The sequence below is a fragment of the Pontiella sulfatireligans genome (assembly GCF_900890705.1).
Taxonomy (GTDB): domain Bacteria; phylum Verrucomicrobiota; class Kiritimatiellia; order Kiritimatiellales; family Pontiellaceae; genus Pontiella; species Pontiella sulfatireligans.
Window position 1 is genome coordinate 1,914,100 of the sequence record NZ_CAAHFH010000002.1, and the last position, 25,286, is coordinate 1,939,385.

24 protein-coding genes and 1 pseudogene are annotated in these 25,286 nt (G+C 55.6%); 19 read left to right on the forward strand and 6 right to left on the reverse strand.

Going from position 1 to position 25,286, the window contains the following annotated elements; genetic code table 11:
- Positions 1–20 precede the first annotated feature (20 nt).
- The 11 genes and pseudogenes from SCARR_RS20865 to SCARR_RS20910 form a co-directional block, all read left to right on the forward strand.
- Complete coding sequence (locus tag SCARR_RS20865; protein ID WP_136063580.1) at positions 21–785, forward strand: prepilin-type N-terminal cleavage/methylation domain-containing protein; 765 nt, start codon at positions 21–23, stop codon at positions 783–785.
- Positions 782–1,906 (forward strand): type II secretion system protein GspK, encoded by a 1,125-nt coding sequence (locus SCARR_RS20870; RefSeq protein WP_136063581.1) that lies wholly within the window; start codon positions 782–784, stop codon positions 1,904–1,906. Before SCARR_RS20865 ends, SCARR_RS20870 begins: the two co-directional genes overlap by 4 nt.
- A complete protein-coding gene (locus SCARR_RS28360) occupies positions 1,903–2,067 on the forward strand; it encodes a hypothetical protein (RefSeq protein WP_168433497.1) in 165 nt (54 codons plus the stop codon). The genes SCARR_RS20870 and SCARR_RS28360 overlap by 4 nt, the downstream gene beginning before the upstream one ends.
- On the forward strand, positions 2,057–3,400 hold the full coding sequence (locus tag SCARR_RS20875) for a PilN domain-containing protein (RefSeq protein WP_136063582.1): 1,344 nt from the start codon (positions 2,057–2,059) through the stop codon (positions 3,398–3,400). Before SCARR_RS28360 ends, SCARR_RS20875 begins: the two co-directional genes overlap by 11 nt.
- Positions 3,381–4,001 carry a GspMb/PilO family protein gene (locus tag SCARR_RS20880; protein WP_136063583.1) on the forward strand — a complete coding sequence of 207 codons (621 nt, stop codon included), beginning with the start codon at positions 3,381–3,383 and terminating at the stop codon, positions 3,999–4,001. Before SCARR_RS20875 ends, SCARR_RS20880 begins: the two co-directional genes overlap by 20 nt.
- A complete protein-coding gene (locus SCARR_RS20885; RefSeq protein WP_136063584.1) occupies positions 3,998–4,855 on the forward strand; it encodes a hypothetical protein in 858 nt (285 codons plus the stop codon). Before SCARR_RS20880 ends, SCARR_RS20885 begins: the two co-directional genes overlap by 4 nt.
- A 117-nt stretch (positions 4,856–4,972) precedes the next feature.
- The gene (locus tag SCARR_RS20890; protein ID WP_136063585.1) at positions 4,973–5,347 is read left to right on the forward strand and encodes a four helix bundle protein; all 375 of its coding nucleotides are present in this window, start codon (positions 4,973–4,975) and stop codon (positions 5,345–5,347) included.
- Positions 5,348–5,380: 33 nt separating this feature from the next.
- The gene (gene leuS, locus SCARR_RS20895; protein WP_136063586.1) at positions 5,381–7,903 is read left to right on the forward strand and encodes a leucine--tRNA ligase; all 2,523 of its coding nucleotides are present in this window, start codon (positions 5,381–5,383) and stop codon (positions 7,901–7,903) included.
- Between the two features lie 504 nt (positions 7,904–8,407).
- Complete coding sequence (locus SCARR_RS20900) at positions 8,408–8,611, forward strand: hypothetical protein (protein ID WP_136063587.1); 204 nt, start codon at positions 8,408–8,410, stop codon at positions 8,609–8,611.
- A gap of 243 nt (positions 8,612–8,854) precedes the next feature.
- A complete protein-coding gene (locus SCARR_RS20905) occupies positions 8,855–9,310 on the forward strand; it encodes an outer membrane lipoprotein (protein WP_136063588.1) in 456 nt (151 codons plus the stop codon).
- A gap of 11 nt (positions 9,311–9,321) precedes the next feature.
- Positions 9,322–9,510 (forward strand): annotated as a pseudogene (locus SCARR_RS20910) (type I restriction enzyme endonuclease domain-containing protein); the annotation flags it as partial.
- 75 nt (positions 9,511–9,585) lie between these two features.
- On the opposite strand, the gene SCARR_RS20915 reads toward SCARR_RS20910, so the two are convergent.
- A complete protein-coding gene (locus tag SCARR_RS20915; RefSeq protein WP_136063590.1) occupies positions 9,586–10,239 on the reverse strand; it encodes a formylglycine-generating enzyme family protein in 654 nt (217 codons plus the stop codon).
- A 545-nt stretch (positions 10,240–10,784) separates the two neighbouring features.
- Here SCARR_RS20915 and SCARR_RS20920 point away from each other — a divergent pair.
- Entirely contained in the window at positions 10,785–11,249 is a 465-nt protein-coding gene (locus SCARR_RS20920; RefSeq protein ID WP_136063591.1) for a hypothetical protein, read from the forward strand.
- Between the two features lie 45 nt (positions 11,250–11,294).
- Here the strand turns inward: SCARR_RS20920 and SCARR_RS20925 are convergent, their stop codons facing one another.
- Positions 11,295–11,498, reverse strand: coding sequence for a hypothetical protein (locus tag SCARR_RS20925; protein WP_136063592.1), 204 nt, complete (start codon positions 11,496–11,498; stop codon positions 11,295–11,297).
- A 63-nt stretch (positions 11,499–11,561) separates the two neighbouring features.
- Between SCARR_RS20925 and SCARR_RS20930 the strand changes: the two genes are divergently transcribed.
- Together SCARR_RS20930 and SCARR_RS20935 are read left to right on the forward strand one after the other, a co-directional pair.
- On the forward strand, positions 11,562–12,293 hold the full coding sequence (locus SCARR_RS20930) for a four helix bundle suffix domain-containing protein (protein ID WP_136063593.1): 732 nt from the start codon (positions 11,562–11,564) through the stop codon (positions 12,291–12,293).
- 330 nt (positions 12,294–12,623) lie between these two features.
- Complete coding sequence (locus tag SCARR_RS20935; RefSeq protein WP_136063594.1) at positions 12,624–16,190, forward strand: AsmA family protein; 3,567 nt, start codon at positions 12,624–12,626, stop codon at positions 16,188–16,190.
- Between the two features lie 69 nt (positions 16,191–16,259).
- Here SCARR_RS20935 and SCARR_RS20940 read toward each other — a convergent pair whose 3' ends face one another.
- Entirely contained in the window at positions 16,260–17,636 is a 1,377-nt protein-coding gene (locus SCARR_RS20940; RefSeq protein WP_168433498.1) for a 4Fe-4S binding protein, read from the reverse strand.
- A 273-nt stretch (positions 17,637–17,909) separates the two neighbouring features.
- Positions 17,910–18,371 (reverse strand): DUF6985 domain-containing protein, encoded by a 462-nt coding sequence (locus SCARR_RS20945; RefSeq protein WP_136063596.1) that lies wholly within the window; start codon positions 18,369–18,371, stop codon positions 17,910–17,912.
- A 250-nt stretch (positions 18,372–18,621) separates the two neighbouring features.
- Between SCARR_RS20945 and SCARR_RS20950 the strand changes: the two genes are divergently transcribed.
- The 4 genes from SCARR_RS20950 (at position 18,622) to SCARR_RS20965 (ending at position 22,373) form a co-directional block, all read left to right on the forward strand.
- Positions 18,622–19,266 (forward strand): chalcone isomerase family protein, encoded by a 645-nt coding sequence (locus tag SCARR_RS20950; protein ID WP_168433499.1) that lies wholly within the window; start codon positions 18,622–18,624, stop codon positions 19,264–19,266.
- A gap of 184 nt (positions 19,267–19,450) precedes the next feature.
- Positions 19,451–20,596, forward strand: a complete 1,146-nt coding sequence (locus tag SCARR_RS20955; protein ID WP_136063598.1) for a hypothetical protein — start codon at positions 19,451–19,453, stop codon at positions 20,594–20,596.
- A gap of 342 nt (positions 20,597–20,938) precedes the next feature.
- Positions 20,939–21,385, forward strand: a complete 447-nt coding sequence (locus tag SCARR_RS20960) for a hypothetical protein (RefSeq protein ID WP_187356382.1) — start codon at positions 20,939–20,941, stop codon at positions 21,383–21,385.
- A gap of 163 nt (positions 21,386–21,548) precedes the next feature.
- Positions 21,549–22,373: a hypothetical protein gene (locus SCARR_RS20965; RefSeq protein ID WP_136063599.1), complete on the forward strand. Its 825-nt coding sequence runs from the start codon at positions 21,549–21,551 to the stop codon at positions 22,371–22,373.
- A gap of 102 nt (positions 22,374–22,475) precedes the next feature.
- Here the strand turns inward: SCARR_RS20965 and SCARR_RS20970 are convergent, their stop codons facing one another.
- Both SCARR_RS20970 and SCARR_RS20975 read right to left on the reverse strand, forming a co-directional pair.
- A complete protein-coding gene (locus tag SCARR_RS20970) occupies positions 22,476–23,408 on the reverse strand; it encodes a hypothetical protein (RefSeq protein WP_136063600.1) in 933 nt (310 codons plus the stop codon).
- A 74-nt stretch (positions 23,409–23,482) separates the two neighbouring features.
- Positions 23,483–23,704 carry a hypothetical protein gene (locus SCARR_RS20975; RefSeq protein WP_136063601.1) on the reverse strand — a complete coding sequence of 74 codons (222 nt, stop codon included), beginning with the start codon at positions 23,702–23,704 and terminating at the stop codon, positions 23,483–23,485.
- A 257-nt stretch (positions 23,705–23,961) separates the two neighbouring features.
- Here SCARR_RS20975 and SCARR_RS20980 point away from each other — a divergent pair, with 257 nt between their 5' ends.
- Complete coding sequence (locus SCARR_RS20980; RefSeq protein WP_136063602.1) at positions 23,962–25,101, forward strand: hypothetical protein; 1,140 nt, start codon at positions 23,962–23,964, stop codon at positions 25,099–25,101.
- Positions 25,102–25,286: the final 185 nt, after the last annotated feature.

The following is a 25,286-nucleotide window of genomic DNA, read 5'->3' on the forward strand; positions in this document are numbered from 1 at the left end:
TAACGAACAAGGAATGCCGAATGCCGAAGGGCAGTACAATTCAGGTTTCAGGTTTCAGGTTTCAGGTTTCAAGGGGCGGCTTCACCCTCCTTGAACTCCTTGTGGCTTTGGTTTTGCTTGGAATCCTCGGCGGTTCGATCGCGGGTGTGCTGAACAATGCTTCGAGGTCGGTGGCGCAGGGAACGGCCGCGATGGATCAGCTGACGCGGCTGCGGTCGCTCGAAACGGTGCTCGGCGGCGCATTGCGTGATGCTCGGATTGTTACGGTTTCAACGCAGGAGCGCAGTTGGCTGGCCGACGATTCGAGCTACGACACGGCCGATGGGCGCTATCGCTTCCGAGGCGAAGAGCTCGCGCTGGGTTTCGTGCTCGACCGTCCGTTCCTCGAGGCCGAGCGCGACGGCTACATGCATTGGATTTCCGTCGAGGTGCGTATCGACGAGGAAACGGAAGCGCAAAGCCTGTGGATGGTGGACACGGCTTATTTGCAAGGGATCGACAACCCCGTGGGGGACGACTGGAGCGATGCCGGCCTTTCCGAGGATTGGAAACCGCGCAAAGAGGTGATGCTGCTCGACAATACCAGAGAGATTTTTTTCCGCTACTGGGAGCTGGAGCAGAGCGGCTTTACCGACGAGCCGGAAAAGGAAGAGATGGAGTTCGACGACATCGACACCGACTATGCCGTGCGCCTCCCCGACCTCGTTGAAATGGTCATGGCCGTTCCGGGCCTCGGAACCGAATCGCTGATGTTTGACTACTCAATCCGCAGGAAGGGCATATGAGAGGTCTAAGGTCAGAAAGTCGAAAGTCGAAAGTCGGGAAAGCCAGCCGACCTTTCGACTTTGGGCCCTTAGACTTTCAATCTGAGCCGAAGGCGAAATCAGGTTCCGCCCTCATCATGGTGCTGGCGGTGGTGGTGGTGCTGGCGGTGCTGATTACGACCTTCGGCGTCGATATGAAGAGCGAGGTGAAGGCGGCGGGCGGGCACTATGAAGAGGCGCTCAACTTTCAGCTGGCGCGCAGCGCGCTGGCGCTGGCACGCATGGAGCTCAACCGCAAAAACACGACGCTTTATTCCGACGAATACGGCAACGCCTTTTTTGTCAAGGCGGCGGAGGATTACGAATCGGAAATAGAGGAAATGATGCTCTACCGCGAAGGGGTGGAGCTGGGCAGGGGACTCGCGTCGTACCGCATCATCCACAAGCCAAACGCACTTGATCCAAACAAGGTGAGCCACAACGATTGGCACCGGCTGCTGGAAGTGGCTTGCGGAATCGAAGAGGGCGAGGAGCGCAATGCGCTTGTGGATGCGTTCCACGACTGGATTGATACTGACAACCTTGTGCGGGCCAACGGGGCGGAGGAAGATTTTTACCAAGACCTGGAGCCACCGCGCCACGCCAAAAACAGCCCCGTTTCGAGCTATGAGGAAGTCTTGCTCGTCTATGGCTTTACGCCGGACATGCTCTATGGCTACGGCAACCCCGTGCAGATCGAGGACAATATGCTCGTCGGCGGCGGCCTGCTGCGCTACTTCATCGGCGACAACAGCCTGGAGGCGCGTGCTTCGCGCAAATACATCATCGACGGCGTGCTGCCTTCGGAGCCGGCCAGCCGCCGCGAGGATCGGGAGCGGTTCACCAAAATTGAAGAAAAGCCCAGCCACCTCTATTTGATTGCCCAGGGCTTTGTTCAGGAAAGTCCGATGGACGAGGATGATTTTTTCGAAGATGAGGAAGAGCAGCTTCCGGAACCAGCCTATCAATCGCGGCACATTATTCTGGTGCGGCTCGAAGAATCGAAAGACGGCTACCGCATTGAAGACCTGCTCGAAAACGCGGGCGCCGAAACCGTTGAGCGCATCCTCGCCTACGGCGTACCCGGGGAAGAGATGCTATGAATTTTTCAACACAAACACTCAAAGGGCACCAAGTTCTGCAACGCTCAGAAGGCGCAATGTTTGTGCATCTTCGAGTTCTTGGTGCCTTCGTATTTTCTTCGTATGAAGGTGTAAAACAGAATCCTTTAAACTCAAAATCAGGCAAAGCCTATGACGAATAAAGCAAGCATGTGCATCCTGTTCCGGGACGAGGCGGTGGAGGTTGTATTCATCGACCGCACGGTGCTCGGCGCGCAGATCAAATTCATGGAGCGGCTGCCGCGCGATGAACAGGTGTTCGAGGCGGTGGCGGCGCTGATGGCGTCGGTGGAAAAAACACCGAGCCGCGTGCTGCTGTGCATCCCGCGCGAACAGGCGATGCAGCGGACGCTGCGCTATCCCGCTATGTCGCTGGCTGATATGGCCAGCATGATTCAGTTCGAGGCCACCCGCCATGTGCCGCTGCCGGAGGCCGACCGTGCGTTGGGTTGGTCGGCGGCGCCGGAGCCGGACGAAAAGCAGGTGGTGCTGAGCTTGGTGGCGGCGCGCGAGGCGGACGTCCGCTCGCTGGTTGGCCGTTTTGAGGAGGCCGGAGTGCCGATCGACGAAGCGGTTCCGTTTAGCTCGGCGGTTTTTCCGATTCTTTCAGATAAGCCGACGCTGCTGGTGGTTTCCGATGTGCGCAACGTGGAGTTGTGCTTATACGGCAACGGCCTGCTGCAGGATTCGCAGGTGATGAGCCGGTCGATGCCGGGCTTCGGTCCGGAGCGGGTTGTTACCGCGGCGCGTCAAATGGCGGTCAAACATAAGGACTGGCTTGGCATGGAGGGCGTCGGCCGCGTGTTGGTGGCCGGTCCCGAGCCGTTGGATGCTGATTTGGGCGCCGCTTTCGGACTGAATCTCCAGCCCTTGGAAGTGCCCGAGGCCTTTGCTTCGGTTGAAGAACCGCTGACCGATGCTCTGCTGGCGGATGCGGCCGAACTTCCTCCCGAATTGAACCTGATCGAAAATGCGGGACGGAAGGTTCCAATCAGCAAGCGCACCATTCTGGTGGCGGCGCTCTGCGCACTGCTGGCGGTTGAGCTGCTGGCCTCGCTGGCCTTCAAGACCGGCGCGCCGGCGCTGCAGCGCAAGCAGGTGGCCGAAGAAATTTCGAAGGTGCGCCGCCGCGCCGCGCCGATCCAGCGCATGAAGGATAAAAACCGCGAAATGCGTCGCCAGCTCTACCGGCTGGACGAAATCTGCAGCCGGCACGTGAGCGGAATGGAGATTTGGGGCGCGCTCAGCGAGGCGCTGCCCGAGGACAGTTATCTGCAGCTGGCCTACTTTAAAAACGGAGGCTCGCTTCATATCCGCGGGCTTTCAAAAGAACCCGACCGCCTGCCCGAACTCCTGCTCGAATCGCCGCAGATCGAGGAGATCAGCAAGTCGGATATTGGCAAGAAGGAGGGCGACTATCATTCCTTCGCCATCACCGTTACCTTGAGGACTTCCGATGAAGAAGCTGATATTTAAAATTTCGCAACGCGAAAAAATCTACCTGATTGCCGGAGGCCTTGCGCTGTTCATAGGCCTAGTGGCCTTTCCGGGCCTCAAAGCCGCTTCCGCTTTCCGTCAGGAGCAGCTGGAAGCGCTGCGGGACGAAACCGCCTTGCTGGAGGATCTCAATGCACTGGTGGACGATGCCCGAGTAATCCAGCAGGAAAACGAAATGCTTCGCGATGCGCTTAAGGGCGCGGACGAGCTGTTGTTCCCGCCGATAGAAAACCACATCATGATGCAGACGCAACTGATCAAGCTGCTTAACGAGATGGGCCCGGATCTCGGGCTGGAAGTTTCTGCCGGACGTTCATCGGTCGGCGATGCGTCCACCCAGATGAATATGGAGGTAAAGGGGCGCGGGCGCTATCCGGAAATTCTCAAATTCCTGCACCGTATGGAAACCTACCGGCCACTGATTTTGGTCGATTCCATGTCGATGTCGGCACCCAAGCCGAAAAAATCCAACAGTTCGAAATCAAAGAAGACCGTAACCGAAAAAACGAAGGACCCGAGCATGGGCTTCAAAATATCGATCCAAATTCATACGCGGGCCGGCGAGGAGGGGGGAGCATGAACCTGAATGTTGATTTTTCCAAATATGTGGTTCCCGTTCTAGGAGCCTGCTGCATAGGCGGGGCGTTGCTGGTGGCGGCGGGACTGCGTTCGCCGGTTGAGCTCGAAGCGGCCGATTCCGCGGACGCTGCCGAAGCGCGGATTCCCGAAAGCCTCGCGCTCGACGGCTATATTCCAACCATGGAAGAGGTTCTGGCCAAGCATCTCTTTGTTCCGGAGCGCGCGGCCACCGGCGAAAACGCCTTTCCGGACCTTCTGGTCAAAGGCGTTTATGTGGGCGAAACTCAGCGGAACGCCGTTTTTTCGCTTAAGTCCAAGCCCGGGGCCAATCTGCGCGTCTGGCAGGGCGACGAGCAGGCCGCCCTTTCGCAGGTCGAGGACGAGCGCGATCCACGGCAGCCCATCGTTAATTTTCTGGAGGAATGGCAGATCAAGTCGATCGACTTTGCCGGGGTAACGCTCGAGCACATCATTACCGGAGAAGTGGAAACCTACGAAGTTGACTACAAGCCGCTTAAGCATGCGAAAGACAGTGCGCAGGGCGGCTATGGCCAGGGCATGGTGGTTGATACATCGCCGGGAACCGCCAAACCGGCCGCGGCACGAACTGTGGCCACGGCGCAATCCGGGCAGCAACGCTCTCCATCGTCGGGGGTTCAGGGAGCCGCCAGCCGAGTGGGGGCCTTTATGCAAAGGATGTCTCCCCAGCAGCGCCAGCAGTTTATGCAGCAGCTCCAGAAGCAAAATGCCGCGGCCTCCAAGAAAAGCGGGGGATCGTCAAACGGCGGAGGCACGTCACAGAAGAAAAGTTCCAGCAGCAAGAAAAGCGGGGGCAGCAGCAAGCGCCGGAGCTAGGCTGATTTTTCCAAGCTTTGGAAGTGGATAAAATGGGGCTAATCCTTATTATTCCCGATCTTTAGCGCACGGGGTGCGCAGTTAATCGTTATTGGTTAATTGTTGATAGGTGGTGGTATGAAGGATTTTCGGGAACTGAAGTGCTGGCAAGCGTGCCGGGAGTTGCAGCTGTTTGTTGTGAAGAAGGTTGTCCCTTTGCTTCCCAAAGAGGAAAAGTACCGCTTGGTAGATCAAATAGTTCGAGCGGCCCGTTCAACCACAGCCAATATTGCGGAAGGCTATGGGCGTTACCACTATTTGGATAATGCAAAATTTTGCAGTAATTCACGTGGTTCGAGCTATGAAGTATTGGATCGCTTGCAAGCGGCGCGTGATGAAGAGCTGATCTCAGAAGAGACGTTTAAAGAGGGCGAGGTCCTGGTTTGGGATGCGGTAAAAATAACCAATGGATATATGAACTATCTCAAAAAGGCCAAAGACCCCAACGCATAGGCTATTAACGATTAACAAATAACGGTGAATGCAATGAACGAAAACTACCCCTTTAGCGATATTGAAACCAAGTGGCAGGACTTCTGGGACGACAACGGCGACTTTAAGACCGATCTGGCGACGGCTAAAAATCCGTATTACTGCCTGATGATGTTCCCGTATCCCTCCGGCAAGCTCCACGTCGGCCACGGGCGCAACTACATCATTGGCGACGCCGTTGCTCGCTACAAAAAGATGCAAGGCTTCGATGTGCTCACGCCGATGGGCTGGGACTCGTTTGGTCTGCCCGCCGAAAACGCCGCCATCAAAACCGGCACGCCGCCGGCCGAATACACCGCCGCGAATATTGTGACCATGAAGGAGCAGCTCCGCGCTTGGGGCTGCATGTATGACTGGGACAAGGAAGTCACCTCCTGCATGCCCGACTACTATAAATGGACGCAGTGGCTCTTCATTCAGTTTTATAAGCAAAACCTCGTCTATAAAAAGAACTCCAACGTCAACTGGTGTCCGTCGTGCGCCACCGTGCTCGCCAACGAGCAGGTCGTTGACGGCGCGTGCGAACGCTGCGATTCCGAAGTCGACCAAAAGTCGATGGATCAGTGGTTCTTCAAAATCACCGACTATGCCCAGCGGCTGCTCGACGATCTCGATACGCTCGACGGCTGGCCTACCCGCGTGAAGACTATGCAGAAAAACTGGATCGGCCGCTCCGAAGGCGCCGAAATTGATTTCCCGATCGTGCCGCGCGAAGACGGGGCAGGGGACAACATTGAAAACGTCGCCTGCTACACTACCCGCGTCGACACCATCTATGGCTGCACCTACATGGCGCTCGCCCCCGAACACCCGGAACTGAAAAACCTCGTTGCCGGCCTCCCGCAGGAAGAAGAGGTGCTCGAATTCATCAAGGCCAACTCCAAGCTGACCAACCTCGATCGCGAGGCAGATGAGGTTGAAAAGGAAGGTCGCTTTACCGGGCGTTACCTCATCAACCCTTATAATGGCGAAAAGATTGAGCTGTGGGTCGGCAACTATGTGCTGATGTATGGCACCGGCGCCGTCATGGCCGTTCCGGCGCACGACACCCGCGACTTTGCCTTCGCCAAAAAATATGACCTGCCCATCAAGCTTTCCATTCAGAATCCGGAAGGTTCGCTCGTCCTCGACGAAATGGAAGATGCATACACCGAAGACGGAACCTGCGTTGATTCCGGCGATTTTTCCGGTGTCGATAACCGCGAAGCGATCAAGCAAATGATTGCCCTCGCCGAAGAAAAGGAATTCGGCAAAGGCAAGATTAACTTCCGCCTGCGCGACTGGCTCATTTCCCGTCAGCGCTACTGGGGCGCGCCGATTCCAATGGTCTATTGCGAAGACTGCGGCGTGGTTCCCGAAAAGGAGGAAAACCTCCCGATCCTGCTGCCGACCGACGTTGAATTTAAAGCCGAAGGCGAATCGCCGCTCAAATCCAGCGAAGCCTTTATGAACTGCAAATGTCCGAAGTGTGGAAAACCCGCCACCCGCGAGTCCGACACCATGGACACGTTCGTCGACTCCTCCTGGTATTTCCTGCGCTACCTCAGCGCACAGGATTCCACGCAGGCCGTCGATTCCGCGATCTCCAATAAATGGATGCCGGTCGATCAATATATCGGCGGCATCGAGCATGCCATTCTGCATCTGCTCTACGCGCGCTTCTTCACCAAGGCCATCAAGGATCTCGGCCTGATCGATTTCGACGAGCCGTTCAAACACCTCTTTACGCAGGGCATGATCTGCAAAAAAGGCCCCGACGGCAACCTGTACAAAATGTCGAAGTCCAAAGGCAACGTCGTCAGCCCCGAAGAACTGCTCGAAAAATACGGCGCCGACACCGTCCGCCTCTACACGCTCTTTATCGGCCCGCCCGAAAAAGAAGCCGAGTGGCAGGATACCGGCGTCGAAGGCGCATCGCGTTTCCTTAAACGTATCTGGCGCCGTGTTTCGGAAAATCTGGACCTGCTCAAATCCGTTGAAGGAAAAGTTCCAGACCTCGGAAACATGGGTGACGCCGAGCGCGACCTCTACCGCAAAACCAACGAAACCATCCAGCAGATCACCCGCGGGCTCGATGGGGCGTTTACGTTCAACACCGCTATTGCGGGAATCATGGAGCTGATGAATGCCGTCGACCACCTCAAGATTTCGGCCGACAGCTCCGACTCCGCCAAAATCGTTTTCCGCGACGCCATGGTCAACGTCGTCCTGCTGCTTTCGCCCTTCGCGCCACACATTGCCGAAGAGCTGTGGGTCGAGCTCGGCCACAAAGCCGGCGTCATGAACGCTGACTGGCCCGTCGTAAACGAAGAAGCCCTCAAGCGCGACGAGCTTCAATTGGCGGTTCAGGTCAACGGCAAAGTCCGCGACCAGATCAAAGTCCCGTCTTCAGCTAGTAAAGATGAAATCGAAGTCATCGCCATGGCCTCCGAAAAAATCCAAACCTGGCTAGAAGGCAAAACCATCCGCAAGGTGATTGTAGTGCCCGGACGGTTGGTGAACATTGCGGTTTCGTAAACGTAGACGCGGCATCTTGCCGCGTTATGTTTGAGCGAGAAGAAGGAATCAGAAAATGAGAAATGATGGTAAAAGTATTTTGCCCCCTTTTCCGATCATTTAGTTAGGGTTCCTGTCTATGAAAATGGATATTAAGCAATGGTTCACGTATACACATCTTGACCTTTATTTATCTCAGATAGACTTCTTTCTGAAAGGTATTCAGGAACGGGTGCTTCCCGCATTTGATGATTTAGACAACGATGCAATGATTTTCGAGCAGAGGGAGTTTGAGCGACTTTCGGAGGTTGTGAATCCAAAAGTAATGAATGAAGCAGATCTTGCTGAAATTGTTCGGAATATGGCAATCAATTACTGTACGTCCTTTCAAAATGTTCTCCAAGGAATGCACAATCTGTTAGCCGTTGGGATGTTTCATCTTTTTGAACAACAAGTTTGTACCTTTAACCAAGCATTCCAATATGGGAGGCCGATCCGCTCATTTGCCCAACCTGCAATCGAGAAATGCGCATTGTTGCCCTCATCGACGAACGCGCGGTCATCGAACGCATTCTGCGGCACCTCTGCATGTGGGAGAAGGGTGTTCCACTAAAACCGGCCCGTGCGCCACCGGAAGGCGAGGGTACGGTGGAGTTGTTCCCCGGCGATCCCTTTCCCGACTACAGCAGGGATCCTGTGATGGAATACGATGTTTGCGCGAATGGCTGAGTGTTCGTGGCAGGGGAGATTTGTCCGAAACAGGTCGTTTTTGTCCATCGGGCCATCGTGTCTGCCCGTCCGGGGCACGCCCTGGACGGGCAGACTCCCTCCCTTGACAAAGCCCCCGGCTTCCTCTACATATTCCACCATGAAACCGCTGTCCAGAACGGCCTCTCGGGGCGAGCGCCCCAATCGCCTGAAAAGCGATTTCCTATCAATTAGAGTACAGAGATCTTAATGAAGGAGAATCAAATGAAGAATTTACAGTTTATTTCCGCCGTTGCCATCATCGCACTCATCACGGGGTGCGCGAGCAGCCAGTCCGGCGAGGTGTATACGCGCGATCAAGCCCGTGCCACCCAGAATGTACAACTCGGTGTGGTTGAATTTGTGAAAGAAGTGCAGGTTGAAGGCAGTCAGTCCGGTCTCGGTACCGTGGCTGGCGGAGCGGCTGGTGGTGTGCTGGGTAGTACCGTGGGTTCGGGCTCGGGGTCTAAGCTCGCTGCGCTCGGTGGTGCAGCCGTCGGAGCCGTTGCCGGAAATAAGGTCGAAGAAAAACGGACGCAGTACACTGGCCTCGAAATTACCGTCAAACTCGATAGCGGCAAAGTGATTGCCGTCGTGCAGGAAGCAGACGTTCAGTTTGCTGTCGGCGACCGCGTTCGCGTGCTGACCGACAACAAAGGCACCACCCGCGTCCAGAAATAACAAGGCAGAGCCTTGTGGAGGGCGTACGCAACAGCGTATCAATCGACTGGACGCGCAAGGAAAACGTAAAGGCCAAGATCCGCACTATGGTAAAGCGCATCCTCCGCAAGTATGGCTATCCTCCCGACCGGGAAGAACAAGCCACCCAGACCGTCCTGCAACAGGCCGAACTGCTGTGTGGGGACTGGGCGGAAGAGTAGACATTGAACTATTGGATTCACCCGTTTTGGGTGGCTGTATGAACAACGCCATAAACATGTTCGTTCAAATACACTCTAAGCACGCTCGCTATACAAAGAGCAGAAGAGCTTGTTGAGGTGCATGTAGAGCTGGCCTGAGCCTTTCTTTTTCCCTGAACATAAATTGCGGCGAAGGATCATCAGCGGGAACACAAGGATGATCAGAGAGGCGCTCATGGGCTCTGGGATGGCCGCGACGCGGAAGCCTAAATAGATCTCCTCACTTACGGGGAAGGCGAGGCCGCGGTGCGAAGAATTCAGCTGGCTCTCATAAGTGGTGTAGTCATCGCCTCGCATCGCATAATAGTCCTTCAGGAAGCCGTAGTTAGGGCCAAACTTGCTCTCAGTCAACTCCCAGACATTGCCCATCATATCGTACGTGCCGTTCTGCTCCTCTGCGCCAAATCCAGTTTCCCATGTGTGGTTCGGCGAATCGTTCACGTAGCCGTCCGTGACATCGTTATAGTTCCATCCATTGACCGTGCCGCGAGTCAGATCAGCCACATCATCACTCCCGTTCGCGTAGAGAGAATAGCCACTGGCGTCAGGTTTGAAATAGGCCGCCTTATACCATTCGTCTTCGGTCGGTAACACATAGGCCACGCCCTTGCCGTTTCGGTAGGAGCGGTCGATACCAGTCAGCACACCGCCTCCATTAAAATTGGAGCAGGGGTCAGTAGCAGGGGTCATCTATGAAATGATGTTTTCGGGATGATTATTCCGTCGATTGATCGAGTCGATCTACGTGAACTGATATTTCTTCACGCCCAAAACCTTGGCTCATAAAGCCAACACTACAACTTCCGCTCCGGTGTAGCGTCGGCTCTGTGAGCCGAGTTTTCCAGTCGTTGGAAATGGCCGACTTAACTGTAGCCGAGTTCCTTGAACTCGGTCGCCGTAGCCAAGGCCATGGGCCTCGGCTACAGATTTCAGGGGGAGGGGCAATGTCCTCGTTGCCCGCGGACGCTGGTTGCTCGCGCACCCAGTCTCCACCAATCAGCGCTTGTCGGTTAAACCATCCGCAAGGTAATCGTCGTCCCCGGACGGCTCGTCAACATTGCCGTTTCGTAAATGTAGACGTGATTGCCTCTCCCTTTGGTCGCTGCTTTCTTTCGGAAAGCCTCGCTTCGCGTGCGACAGCAGGCAGCAATCTATCCAGCTTCGTTTTGGTACAAATGATGAAAAAAGCGTTCCGACCCTTTCGTTCATCAACTAAATGAACCATACTGCGGCCTATGACAGTCAGCAAAGTCACGTTGAATGGGAAGATCGGCGGATCGTCAATAGCCGCCGCCTGGATCAGGGCTCTGAATGATCCAGGGATCGTCCGGGAAAAAGCCGGATTCCTGTTCAAAGCCTCGCTGGACGGTGACCACCTGATGCTGGCGGCGGTTCCCTGCCTGATCAACGGGGCACGCAGCCATCACTACGACCAGCACCTTGAAAAAGAGGATGCCTTTACGTTGCTTGGTGCCGTCAATGCCGGGGGAGTCTTCACCATAATGGTAAAACCGGACAGCAACGAACAGATCACAGCCCATGCCGCTGAATTCATTGATGTCTACCGTCAGTTCGCAGCACTCCTCCTGAACCAGGGTTATGCCGGAGAGGGTCTGCTCGATGAGGTCACACAAGGCGTCCTGCAGGCTTTCGGGTTGAACCCCCTCCCCTCCACGCTCTCCGAACTGGCCATGCAATAGAGCAATTCAAGGAAAAGCAACAGCTATGGCGTTTCTTGATTTACGCTAAAAGAATACCAGAAATGCCACAGAGCCCGTAAGCCCCAGAAGCGTCAGGATATACACCGGCTTAGAAGCAAAGAAGAAATCGAAGCCACTTCCCTCTCCGCCGAAAAAATCCAAACCTGGCTCGAAGGCAAAACCGTCCGCAAGGTGATTGTTGTGCCGGGGCGGCTGGTGAACATCGCGGTTTCGTAAATTATTCTTCAAACGAATAGCTTTCTTTGGTAATCAGTCAGATCAGTCCATTCTGACTTATTACAGGAGGAAGCAATGGGGAAAATTCGCAAAAGCGGCGGCTACCGCCAGTTGGCTACGTTCCAGGCTTCGACGATTGTTTATGACGCAACGGTCTGGTTTTGTGAAAAATTTGTAGATCGTCGCTCACGGACAGTGGATCAGATGGTTCAGGCCGCGCGGAGCGGTAGGCAGAACATTGCCGAGGGGAGTCGGGCAAGCGCCACTTCCAGCCAGACGGAGCTGCGACTCGTGAATTTAGCCCGGGCAAGTCTGGAAGAGCTCCTGCTCGACTATGAAGATTTTTTGCGGCATCGGGGACTGCCGATGTGGGAACTGAGTTCTCCGGAAGCGTTGGCCGTGCGGAATGTGCCGAAGCAATTCAGAAATGATCGGTCGGATCAGTCTAATCTGACCGATCTCTCAGATTGCGAGCGCTATGCGCTTTATGCCGAGTGGCTGGAAAACGACGACCCTGCTATTCGTGCCAATGCGCTCATCTGCCTGATTCACCAAACCAATTATCTGCTGGATCAGCAGATAGCGGCATTGGAGGAGCAGTTTGTTTCCGAGGGCGGCTACAGCGAGTTGCTTGCTAAGGAACGTCTGAAAGAGCGCCAGAAAAAGAAAACCGCCGACCCGGTTTTGGATTGTCCGAAATGCGGTGAGCCGATGGTGCTACGAACCGCGAAGACGGGCAAGAACGCTGGCCATCAGTTCTGGGGCTGCTCCGCCTATCCTGACTGCAAAGGGGCGAATGAGATTTAGGGCTGATTTTCTGACGGCCTTCACGAACCCAAAAGTTTCGTGCTCAAAACCTTGGCTCTATGAGCCGATTTTTCTAGTCGTTGGGAATGTCCGGCTGACTTGTAGCCGAGTTCCTTGAACTCGCCCGAGGCCATGGGCCTCGGCTGCATATTTTTGGTGGAGGGGCAACGTCCTCGCTGCCCGTGGACGCTAAGGATTGCATACGCACTATGGATTCTGTCTGAAGAGTTTTTCCGGCGCAATTCCGCCCTGAATGTCTGACGAATTGGGATTGTTTAGCTTGGTTCGCGTCAAGCATTGGTTCATGGATATGAATAGGGAGAACGAGACATGAAAAAGAAAGTTCTAAAAACCACCTCCGCCGTGGTGCTGGTGCTGCTGGCGGCGTTGCTGGGCACCTACTTCTACGTGAGCTCGGGGCGATTTATCCGGACGCAGGTTTTCCCGCGCGTGGCCGCGGCGCTCGGCACCGAGGTTCAGTCGGGTGACGTGGCCTTTTCGGCCTTCAACCACATTGAAATCAAAAATTTACGCGTCGGCAGCGAGGCCGACCCGCTGTTGCTGGCCGGGCATATCCGGATGCGCTACCGCGCACTCTCCATCCTCTCCGGGAAGGTGGAGGTGAACGAGGTGTTGCTCCGCGACGTGAAGGTTGCGGTCACCCCCGAAAAACTGGAGGCGCTGACCAAGGCGGCGCCACCGGAAAAAGCTACGCCCAAACCTTCGAAGCCCGCCAAACCGCTGATCATCGCGGTGCGGAATGTGAAGGTGCAAAACCTGAGCCTGAGCTACGTGCAGGCAGGCGGTTCCGCCGAACGAATGGAGCTGCTGGTGCCGCAACTGGATCTCGACCTGCCCGAACTGGTCTCCGGAAAGGATTTCCGCCTGACGGTGGCCACCCAGGCAAAAGCCGTTGTGGGGGAGCTGGTCGACGCCGAAGTACGGGACATCTCGGTGGATCTCAAGGGATCGCTCGGGCAGGATCTGATGCCGACCATGCTTAATCTCACCGTGAATGTGAAGGGCATGGCCGGAACTGCGGGTTCGGTCGCGCTCGACGGCCGCCGGGTTCAGGCTGCCATGGAACTGGCGGGCGATGGCCCGCAGCGCTGGATCCTCAAGCATCTAAACCTGGCGGAATACGACCACGAGACAAAGGACGCAGAACTGGTTGTGACGGGCGAGCTGGGGGCCGCGCCGCCGTCCGCCGCGCTCGACCTGGCCATGGAGATTCCCCCCGGAAGCCTGCTCAACGTGGTCGGCACCCTGGCCGGAGGCCTCGAGTTTGGCCAGACGGCCGTTTCCTACAAGGGGCATGTGGATATGCCTTCGCAAGGCAGCCTCGCGTCGCGCGGGGAACTGCACGTTCGCGATCTGACCCTGGCGGTTCCCTCCGCCGGCGTACCGGCGCTTCGGCCTCTGCAGATTGCCGTAAACTATGATCTGGGCATGGATCTAACCTCGCATACTTTGACGCTGTCGCGGTTGGACGCGACCGTGGCGGATGGCGGGCGGGATGTGGTGGCCGTCGCCCTCGACCGGGCGGTGGCGCTCGACCTGCAAGATCCCGGCGGCGCCGCGGCCGCCAAGCTCTCGGTGAAGATCGACCGCTTCGACCTGACGATGCTCAACGCGCTGCTCGCCAAGCAACAGGACCTGCGCATCGTGAGCGGTGAGCTCAACCGCGACGTGCAGCTGGATATCGAGCAGGGCGGCCGCCTCGTGGTGCTCCAGATCGGCGGCGGCGGGGTAGAGAAGCTGGTGGTGCGGCAGGGCGGCAAACAGATCGGCCCTCTGCGCATCGACCACGAAGCCAGGCTGCAATTGGTGGAATTCAAGACGCTGGACATCGAGCACTTCAAGGTCGGGCTGGTTCCGCTGGCGGCGGGCGCCGCTCCGGCGGCAACGGTTTTCCTCGGCGGAACGATGGAACTGGCGCCCGAACCCACCGGCCAGCTGACCGCCCGGATCGAGGGAGACGGCGCGAAGTTGATGGAACTGGCCAAGCCCTTCCTGGGCGAACTGGACTTCGCCATAGGCCAGCCCAAGCTGGCGGGCCGCATAGAACTTGACCTGCGCCAGAGCGTGGCCAACCCGAACGTTGATTTTAATCTCAGTGTAACCGGGATCGAGGCCGAGAGCTCTTCGCTGGGGCTGGAACGGCCCCTTGCGCTTGATATTGAAACCCATCTGCAAGGGGGCCTGCGCGATGGCGGACAAGTGCTGCTGGAGCCGGGCTATTTCCGGGTAAACGGATTCGGCCGCGACGGCCTTGTCGAGGTTTCCATCGGGAAGACCAGCTTTGCGCTGGACGATATGCAAACGGCGCCCGGAAAGGTTGAGGTGCCGCTCACGTTTGCGGTGAACGATCTTGATCTGGCGAAGCTCCTCCCCTTCGTGCCGAATGAAGCGGGCATCGCAAAGCTGGCTGGAATCGTGAAGCTCAACGGCGCCACGACCATGACCGGCCCGGGTCAGACCGTGCGGCTGGATGCGAAGGCCGCCATCGAGGGCCTCGATTTTTCCAAACGCGACGGAACAGCGCTGGCCGGACCGTTGTCGCCCTCGCTGGACCTCGCGCTCGACTATGCCGTCGGCGGAGTGGCCCAGATCAACCGCATGGGTGTCGTATTGCAGCGGACGGGCGAACGGGAACCGCTGCTGCTTCTGGATGTGGCCGGCAGTTTCGACACGGGCATGGATCCGGACGTGAAGAACGTCGTCAGCGCATCGACGCGGGGCACGGTCTTGTTGGACGAACTAGAGAAGCTGGTTGTCCGTCCGGAAAGGAAGGAAGCAGCGCCGCAGGCTCCGGCGCCCCGGCCCGCTCCCGGCGGCGAAAAAGAGGACGCGCCTCCGCCCCCGCCGAACCTGTGGATCGCGATGGGGATTGACGTGGCGCGGGCGACGTACCGGCAGATGGTCATCGAAGACTTTACCGTCGAGGCCGAGTATCGCAACGGCAAGCTCGATCTCTCCAAGGGACAGCTCCTGCTCAACGGCGGCCTGCTTGAAGCCAAGGGAACCGTCGACTTGCGCGATCCGAAGAAACCGGACTACGACGTTGTGGCCAGCGCCACCAATCTCCCGTTCGCACCGATGCTTTCCTCGTTCATGCCCAAAGCGGGCCGCTTCATGAGCGGGGGCTTGAAGGTGGCCAGCATCGAGCTCAAGGGGGCGGGTTTCGACATGGCGTCGCTGCAGGACAACCTTGTTGCGAAAGTGACCGCGCAGCTGGACCGGCTCGTCGTCGAGCAGCTGGAAGGCACGGCCGGGCGGTTGACGGACCTGCTGCTGCTGAGCCTGTTCAACATGGGCTGGAGCGATATGAACTTCGTGGGCGGCGGACTGGATCTGGCGGTCGACAAGGCGCAGTTCGGCGACCACGACATCCATCTCCAGCAGCTGCGCCTGCAAGCGCCCCTGTTCCTGCTCGACGGAAGCGGCTCGCTGCAGTTTGGCGGAGCATGGACGCCGGATCTGGAGATTGAGACCGGGTTCTCGGAAGGCAAGGCGGCCAGCCTTCGCAGCGGGGGGTTCGACATTGCTATGGACGGCGATGCCTCGGGCTATCACGCTGGGCCGACCATTCCGTTGAAGGGCGACCTGACCAACCTGCGCAACCAGGCCGGCATTGCGACCGCAGTGCTTGCGAGCGCCGGCAAGATCAGCCGGAAAGACGCGCAGACCGCCGATTTGGCCAACCAGGTGCTGGGTGTGCTCAAAGGCGACAAGGATGCCGATGCGGGCGCCACCCTCGGCGGCATCCTGAACCGCGTGCTAGATAAGTCGCCGCAACAGGAGAAGAAGGAAGAAAAGAAGAAGGATGAAAAAAAGAAGGAAGACGAAACTACGAAAGCCATCGGCAACCTGCTCAAGGGCATCTTCGGCGACTGACCCAGCCCATGGGAAGGCGTCGTTCGGGGTAGTCCGATCTTTTTGCGATAGGTTTGATGAATGCCAGAGCTAAAACCGCCACATGATAATGGCTAGGGCGAGTAGGCTCCAGTAGGCAAAGGCACCGCAGAATAGGATGGATTTTGTTCCGAGGGCGTACGGTTTAAAAGCGGCGGATTTTTTCAGGATCAAAACGGTTGCCCATAGCGCACCCATCGCAAATATCACCCACAGCACATTCACCATGGGCTCTAATACGGCCAGTGCGCTTTTGTCGACCATGGCCGTATTTTCATAGATTTCCGTTGCCGTCTGAACCCCGTTTGGATCGGAGATGGCCATGCTGATATACGGAACCCGGGAGACCGCTTTGAAGAGTCCTTTCACCATGTGCGTACAGGCGATCGTTGGCAGGAGGAGCAGTCCAAAGCTATTGGCCAGCGTTATTGCGCGTTCTTTGCTAAAGACCTTGGCGATGCCTACGACCATGAGGAAAAACAGAACCGGAAGCCCCACAAATAAAACCAGCGCCTCGGTATAATTGGCAACCGCGCCTGAAAGTCCCAGCAAATTCACGATTTGGTCGGGCAGCCACATCAGCAGCTGTTTTGTGACTTTCCACTCCGGGACAATGTCATAAACGACAAACGCGCTGACCAGCACAATAAAGCCCAGCTCTGCGGTGCTCAGCTTTATGTTCTGGAAAAAATCCTTAAACGGAGCGCGGGTCGATAACCGGATATTGTCTTCCGGACAATTCTTAAAACATTGCGTACACAGCAGGCATGAACGGTTGTCTGTTAAAGCCGCCGGCGACTGCGCGCTCGGGCAGGTGCAGGGAATCGGCTGTCCCGCTGCCTGATATTTTTCCCGGCAGGCGTTGCACGTCGACGAAACTTTGGTTCTCCATTCAAGCGGTGCACAACAGGAATAGAGACGCAGCAAATGGGAAATAGGGCAGAGATAGGAGCAAAACGCGCGCTTCTCAAACAAAAGGCCTGCAAGAACCGCCATCGTGAACAACAGCAAAAGATAGACCGCCATCCGGAACGGAACCCGATGAATGGCTGAGCAATACATGCCCGCGATCAAAATCAGACCATAGGCAATTGTGATGAACCACCTGCTTTTCAGCATCGAAGGAACCTTGCGGTTCAGGCCGGTTTTATTTCCCAATGCCGCCACAAGCTCCAGCGGGCAGACCATGCACCAGACCCGCCCGAACAAAACTGCAAGCAGCATCGCCGGCCACCAATACGACCAGACGAACAGACAGGAAAGGTTGGTGTTTCTGAGAATTTTGGCAAACGCCAAATCGTGCGTATTTGCCCCCCAGGCCCCCCAGATGATCAGCCCGAACACCAAGAGTGCGATCCATTGAAAAAGCCGCGGAAACCATTTCGCCCCAAACAATCGCCGAATAAACCCACCAGATAAAACATCCATACAATCTCCCATAACTCAGCAGAAATAGTAGCAAATGCATACGGGCAAACACAAAACATATAGAGAGTTATAAGGGTATTTGTGAGGTCTCCCTGGTTTGGCGGTCACTCGGCCTTCGCGCGCAAAAGCTTGGCTCATATAGAGCCAGCGCTACAACTTCCGCACCGGTGCAGTGTCGGCTCTGTGAGCCGCGTTTTCCCGTCGTTGGAAATGCCCGGCAGTTTCTTGAATTCGTTCCGAGGCCGAGCGGGTCGCAAGGGCGGGGGCATCAACCTAGAGAACCTCGCTTTGGATCCCGATTGAAACGGCGTCGTCGCAAATGATTATGGCCAGGCCTTCTTGCGGCTCCCAGGGGGAGTCGCAGAGAATCGCGTAGAGGTTGTCTTGCGGGAAGAATACGGTTTTGGGGATCACCATATTAATGAGATCGATATCGGTGATTCTATCTGGTTCGGGAAGTTTTCCGGGGAAGTCCATTTGCATGATGATAAAGGGATGATTTTCGGAATAGTACGCTCTTAAAGCCTCAAGTGCGGTGGCTGAGAGCGTTTTGATTTCGTTGCAAAAGCGGGTGTATAGGTTCCGTTGGATATCCGAAATAGGCTGCCCGACCTCGGCCTCGGCCAAGACTTCCACGGTAATCGTTTTCCCGAAGAAGGAGATGTCTTCTTCTTTGCACCAACCATAGTCGAATTTCATGGCGCCAAAGGCGGAGTCGGTCGTTGTCTTATACATGAGGCATCCTTTTTCTGTGTGGGCGGTGCGGTTATTCAATCGAAAGCAATCATACGCGCAAGAGCGGGCGATTATCGATGATTATATGAGACAGGAACCGCGCCTGGTTAAGTGAACATTACCGCGGTCGGCCAATCTTGACAACATTCCCGCCCGCCGTTAAATCTATTGCTCGTGAAGCCCCACTTTAAAACGGTTTCTTCGGGCGATGTCTGAATCGCGATTTTCTATCGGTTACTGCGAGGTTCATATGAAAAAGCTACTCCTGTCTTTTTTAATTCTAGCATCGCACCATTTGTTTGCCGCTGAGCTTGAAGGGGTTGAATTTGCAGAGACGTATAAGTTAGGCGACTCCACACTGGTCCTTAACGGGATGGGCATGCGCCTGGCGACATTCGTTAAAGTGAAAGTATATGCTGCCGGTTTGTACCTTGAGGCGAAGACGTCGGACGGGGAAAAAATCATCGCCTCCGACACCAAAAAAGTGGTTCGCATGGTTTTCAAAAGGGATGTTGATGCGGATGTCATTCAAGAATCCTGGACCGAGGGTTTTGAGAAACAATGTAAGAAGAAAGAGCTCAAAACGCTTTTGCCAAGTTTAGCCCAGTTGAATGCATTAATGAGCGATATGAAAGACGGCGAAGAGATGCTTTACACGTTTGATCAAGGAACGGTTGAGGTTTTTATTGGCGGCGCTTCCCGGGGCAAGGTTGAGAATAATCGGATGGCTCAGCTATTGTTGGGGTGCTGGATTGGACCGAAGCCGCCCAATAAGGAGTTGAAGGCCGGAATGTTGGGCAAATGGCTTCTATCTATCTTGGGCATAATCAACAGAGCGAGTGGCGGTCTTCGCGAATCAAATTTTTTCCATGCCCATCAAGGCCTTGGCTCATAGAGCCAACACCAACTTCCGCCTTGGTGTAGTGTCGGCTCTGTGAGCCGAGTTTTCCAGAGACTGGAACGGCGGACGCTCTTTGGAACGGCTCGCTCGGCGATCGAGCCCTGCCTTTTCCAGGCTTTGGAAACGCCCCGTATTTTCAGGGCTTCTGGAGCTGCGAGTCTATATAAAGAAACTTCATATGAGAGGAATAAGAGGAATTGCTCTGGGTTTAAACGCGTTGCTGATTGGGTCGGTGACGGCATTTGGCGCGACAACCAAAACCGTAAAATTCGATACGCGTAATGCCGGAGAAAGCAAGGCCGTCACAAATTGGGGCGAGGACGCAACCTGGGTTAATTATTACAATGCCAAAAAGTCTGCTGAATACGCGGGGTCGGAAATCGATTTTGTGCGGATCGGGTTTTATCTGCACGAGCCCTATAACGAGGACGGGAGTTTAAGCGCCGGCCAAATCGAGATGCTGGATAGCGCTTTGAAATTTGCAGATATGATCGACGCAAAAATTCCAATTATGCTCAGCCCTAATAATGAAAAGGGAATTCTCGATTGGTATAAGAAGTCGAATGGAAGCGCGCGGATTGATCGTTGGTACAACGTGATGCTGAAAAGCAAGGAGTATGTTGAAGCCAGGGGGCACAAGGTGGTGGCTGTCGAAGCCTTCAAAGAGCCGGATTGGAAGAAATGGAATATGGGAGGCCAGGACGATCTTGATGAGCTTTTGGAGCTTTGTGAGGATTGGGGCGTTGAGCGCGTTGGCCCCAGCACGTTGAGCACTGGTCAGGCCGAACAATGGTACGAAGAGATCGACTCGAATCTGGATGCCGGAAGCACCCACACGCTCGGGGGAACCATGGAGCAGCACATTGATTTCATCGATACCGTGAAAGATGACAAAAAATCTTTCATGAACCCGGAGGTGCATGCACTTGTGGAGGTGATCGTCGGCGCGGAAGAGGGCATTGATTCAGCATGCTGGTGGGATCAGATCAATAAAGGGCGTGCGACTTTCATGCGGGCCTGCCAGGGCAGCCGGCTGGCGTATGTGGTGGTTGAAAACAACTGGAGCGCAGCTTGCGTATACAGGGGGCCGGACGGGGTTTTATATGGTTTCGCGAGCACCAATGAGCGCGATAATGGCATTGCAACCAGCTATAAGTTTGTTTGCGCCAATGCAGATGTTTCGTACTGCCTTGACGGGGATGCCGGCAAAGGTGCTTTCAGGAAAAAAGGGGAACCCTTTTTGGTTCACGCGAAGATTAAGGGCAAGGGAAAAGAAAGCATAACCCGCTGGTTTACGATCATTCCCAAAAACACGTCAAAATAAGATCGTTCCGCTCATAGGCAATAAGCCCTGTCATAAATCTCCAAGTGTTGTGAACCAAATTTCTCCGTGCTCAAAACCTTGGTTCAAAGAGCTGCAACTTTCGCACGGGCGTTTTCGCCGAGCCGGGATGCGTTTATTGGTTGGGAATCGAGAGGCAGACTGTTTTAAACACCGCGGTTTAAGCTGCAAATCCACCGGCAATCGATTGTATGGTTTAAACCATCTAATTTATGCCGGATTGACAACATAGGCCTGATGGCCTATTTTCCAACGCATCGTGTGTGGCGCGAGTTGCAGACTAAAAACAATAAGTGAAGCTCAATTATACAAGGAGAGATCATCATGAAACAGAGAGTTCAAAATACGATTATGGCGGCATCCCTGCTAGTACTGGCCGGTTGCATGAGCCCTACCTGGGAAGGCATGTCCGAAGGTGAAATCGCCGCGTGGAAAGATATCGGCTTTGATGCCTCCATTGCCCAGGGCTGGAGAAACGACGGCTTCACTCCCGATACGGCGAAAGGATGGGTAACAGCTGAGTTTAGCATTGATGAAGCCAAAGACTGGTCCGGTGAAAGATTTACTCCAGAAGAAGCTGTGGGCTGGAAGCAGGGTGGTTTTACTCTAAAAAAAGCCATTGATTCCCGCGCCAAAGGATTAACTCCAGTTCAAATGCCGGCAGCGCCCGCGACAACTGAAGAGTCCGCGGCAGCGCCCGCGACAACTGAAGAGTCCGCGGCAGCGCCCGCGACAACTGAAGAGTCCGCGGCTGCACCGGACGCTGAGTAGCGCCGAAAAAGAATAAAGGCCGCAGAATTATTCTGCGGCCTTTTTCATTCCCTCTGCAAACCTTGACTCACGGCGCCTGCACGACAATTTCTGCACTGGTGCTGCGCCGGCTCTTGGAGCTGAATGTTCCAATCCTTGGAAACGCCCGGCTGGGGACCCCGCCATGAATGAACTTTTAGACCCCATCATGAAAAGCCCCAGACCATCCATTGCTGCCTTGCTGGCCACCCTTGGCGCGTTCTTTTGCGCCAGCGTTTCGATGGCTGAAGAAGACAGCACCAAACCGCACATGGACGCTCTCTATGAAGGCAAGTATGCCACGGGTGCGCACGCCGCCCTCCATCAGGAGCCTGCGTCGGCAAATCAGCCGGCGGTGGGCTTGGCCGCGCTGTGGGAGAGCAAGTATGTCTCGGAAGGGCGGAACAATCTCGACGATGGGGGCATCTTTTCGTTCGAAGGCATCGTGGAGTGGAAGGGGATCGCTGCCGGCGCATGGTTTGCGGCCGGAGACGAAGAAGATTATCAGGAAGTGAATGTGTTTATCGAATATTGCGTTTCAGCCGGCCCTCTGGATGTCCGGGCCGGCTATGCCCGGCTCGAGTTTCTTGAGGACCATGAGCACGACAACGAGTACGCGGCTGGAGTGGCGTTGAATGTCATTCCTTTTGTCGTTCCCGCCCTCGACTATGTCTACTCAACAGAAGCGGAGGGCGGTTTTCTGGAGCTGACGCTGAGCTCTGAGGTCGCGCTATTCGGCGAACGGTTCATGCTTGAGCCCTACGTCCTGCAGGCCTTCGACTTCGGCTATGCCACCGACGGACATGACGGCGCCAACAACTTTCAAGTGGGAATCGCCGGCAGTTTGGCGCTGATGGACGGCCTCAATCTTGTGGGATCACTATCGCACAGCTGGGCCCAGAAAGATGTTGATCGAGAGTGCTTAGGCGACCTTTCGTGGGGCGCAATCGGCCTGGCCGCGGCATTCTAGCCGAGCCGGGCTTCAAGCGCCTGCTTTTCCAAGGTCTGGAAACTATCTGGCGGGGCGCTCAGCGTTTTTGCTGTTCACGGTTTTCCTCAGAAAAGAGCGAAGTTACATCCGTATTTTCAAAATCAACCCAGCGAATGCAGCAGGGTCATAGTCTTCGGAACGCAGTTTATTTCCAGAGCGGTCTTCGACCCGAAGCCTTCCTCCAAAGGAGCTACCGATTATTCCGGAAAGAGATGTTCCCGGGTATAGCTGATAGGTGATGCTTCCAGTGATTGGAATATTTCGATCTTCCCCCACGCCGCCCGGAGCAAACCGGTTGTTTTTATCAAGCCGGAAACGTCTTCTTTCGTAACGCGCGCTCAGTTCATAGATCCATTGCTTCGACGCCGTATAGCTCAGGGTCAGCCCCGGCCCAGAGGAGGAAGCGCCGCCGCTGCCCGTACCTAGGCTGAGCCGCTCGGTGATTTTCCAGTCCAGCAGGAGCACCGGGAAATAGCGCGCATCATCTTCGATCTGCCCGGCCACCGCAAATCCGGGGCCCAGCGTTAGCCGGTCGCTGAACTTGTAGGATGCGCCGCCGATAAACGCTCCTGTCAGCGTATCATCAAACGAGCTTCCCTTCTCTCCATACGAGCGGACGGAAGGGATTGCAAAAAGCGACCACTCCTCATCGAGGGCCCAGCGGGTGAAGCTGCTGACGCGATAGTTTTCGATATTGTTCCACGGCTGGCGCTCGACTCCTGAAAAGTCATAGTCGTCCAGCCCGTAGCCGACCGACAGCGAGATCATCCGGTCCGCCTTAAAGAGATAGGCCAGGCCGGCATCCACAGAGTAGCGGTGCAAAGAAAAGTTGCCGCCCCCATCCATATCCGTTTCGAAATTATACACCGATCCGCCACGCACCGACGTCGACCATCCCAGTGGCGGTCCGCCTCGGGGCGGGGCGTTTGTTTCAGCGATAGCTGAAAATGCGGTGAGCAGTATAAATCCGGATAGCCAGTGTTTCATCATGACGATGAATGAATGATATTTCATGGGTCTGCATAAAGAAGAAACGGCGGGAACTTATCCGCGACGGGAGTTTCAGAAGAGGAGGCTGTCGGGGAAAATCAGAATTTCTTGGCGAAGTAGACCATGCAGGCGCCGACGGCGGAGGTGACGATGTTGCCGAGGAGGACGGCGCGGAAGATGTCCTGCTTGAACATGCCGGTGTAGTATTCGTTCCAGATCAGCCAGCTGCTGGCGCTTGATACGATGAGCAGAATGCAAAAGCCGGCCAGCACCGCGCTGGTTGCCCGCTTCACCTTCCTGTTGAGTTTTTTGCCGTTCACGATTTTCCTCCACGAAGCTACAGCGACAGAATGGGGTGCAGGCGGTTTCCAATCAATCCTGAAAGCCGGAGAGGAAGCAAACCTTGACAGTAAACCTGCCTTCTACTTACCCTTTCTCTGATGAAACCATTCAACTGCACGTTCTTAAGCGATTACTGGTCAATGCCATGAGGCTGCTATCAAGGGCCAGAGGAGCGTGCAGACGCCTGTTTTACTTTTTTAAGTTATATGGCCAGCATCTGCCACTGGGCATTAAATTGATTTTCAAGATGCCCTGCTCGGTCATCTTGCTGCGCGGAACCATGAAGGGCAGCGACGATCCGCTGGCCCTTCTGTATGTCGGGCGATACGGGAACTACCACTATTTGCAGAAGAACCTGTTTGAGGAATGCGACGTTGTGGAAGAGCGGAAGACGACTTTGCTGACCTTCCGAAGGCACATGGATCGGATGGAGGCGGCATCCGATGTGGCGATCGTCGATATCGGCTGGCCATACCATGGGTTGATGAACCGCAGCGGCGTGTATCTTGAGATGCCCGACTGGGCGGGGATGGCACTGGAGCTGGGCGAGACGTGGGAAGACACTATTCGCTTGTTTCGCCATACCACCCGCCGGCAGGATTTACGGCACATCCGTCTGAATGAATACCGATGCGAGCCAACGAACGACCGGGCGGCCATCGAAAAATTCTACGATGAAATGTACCTGCCGTTTATCGAAAGCAGGCATGGCCTGGATGCAGTCAAAGCGTCGCGCCGGCATGTGGTTCGCCGCGCCGGCAAGGGCTGTTTGCTGCAGATCTTCAAAGGCGAGCGGGTCGTGGTGGCGGGCGTTGTTTATCCTGAGGATGGTGCGCTCTATTTCCTATGGCTGGGCATGCCTTCCGACTGCATTGAAAAACCGCCGCAGGCTGCGATCAGCGCCGTGTATTATTTCGGAATAAAGCATGCTTTGGACCAAGGCCTTTGGGCGGTGGACTTTACGGGGACGCGGACCTTTTTGAGCGATGGCGTCTTCCGCTTCAAGCGAAAGTGGGGCGCCTTGGTGGAGGACTCTTTCAGCCCAAGCTCCTTATTGGTCCGGCCGAAGAACGGGCATCTAAACGCGGCTCGGTTCTGCCAGCGCTTCCCCATGCTAGTGCGGCGAAACGGGGAGCTCGAGGGGCTCTTGCTTTCCGTGGATGCTCCGCTCGATGATAAGCGATTAAGCCAGCTGAATGCGTTGTATGGGTGCAATGGCATAAGCCGGATGACCGTGGTCGATCTATCCGGCCATGGCAAAGCTGGTTGCCGGGACGTCGCCGTCGGCGATCTTGAATTCCGTCTGATTGGGGCCGGGCTGGACCATTATGCCGACCACTACGCAAAGCATGCCGTCCGTGACTCGGGGTTGTGAACGGACAGACATCGGAGTCTTGGCCTGCAAAGGCATTCCAGGTTTCGGTGCATGCAAGAGCATCTAAACTGGAGCATTCGCAATCATCCCACAAGTCCTTGTTCAAGGAGTTTCGAATCGGTATGTGGCTTCAAGCAAGCTGCTTTTAGCTTGACCTATATGAGTTTAAGAACGGAACATGTGTT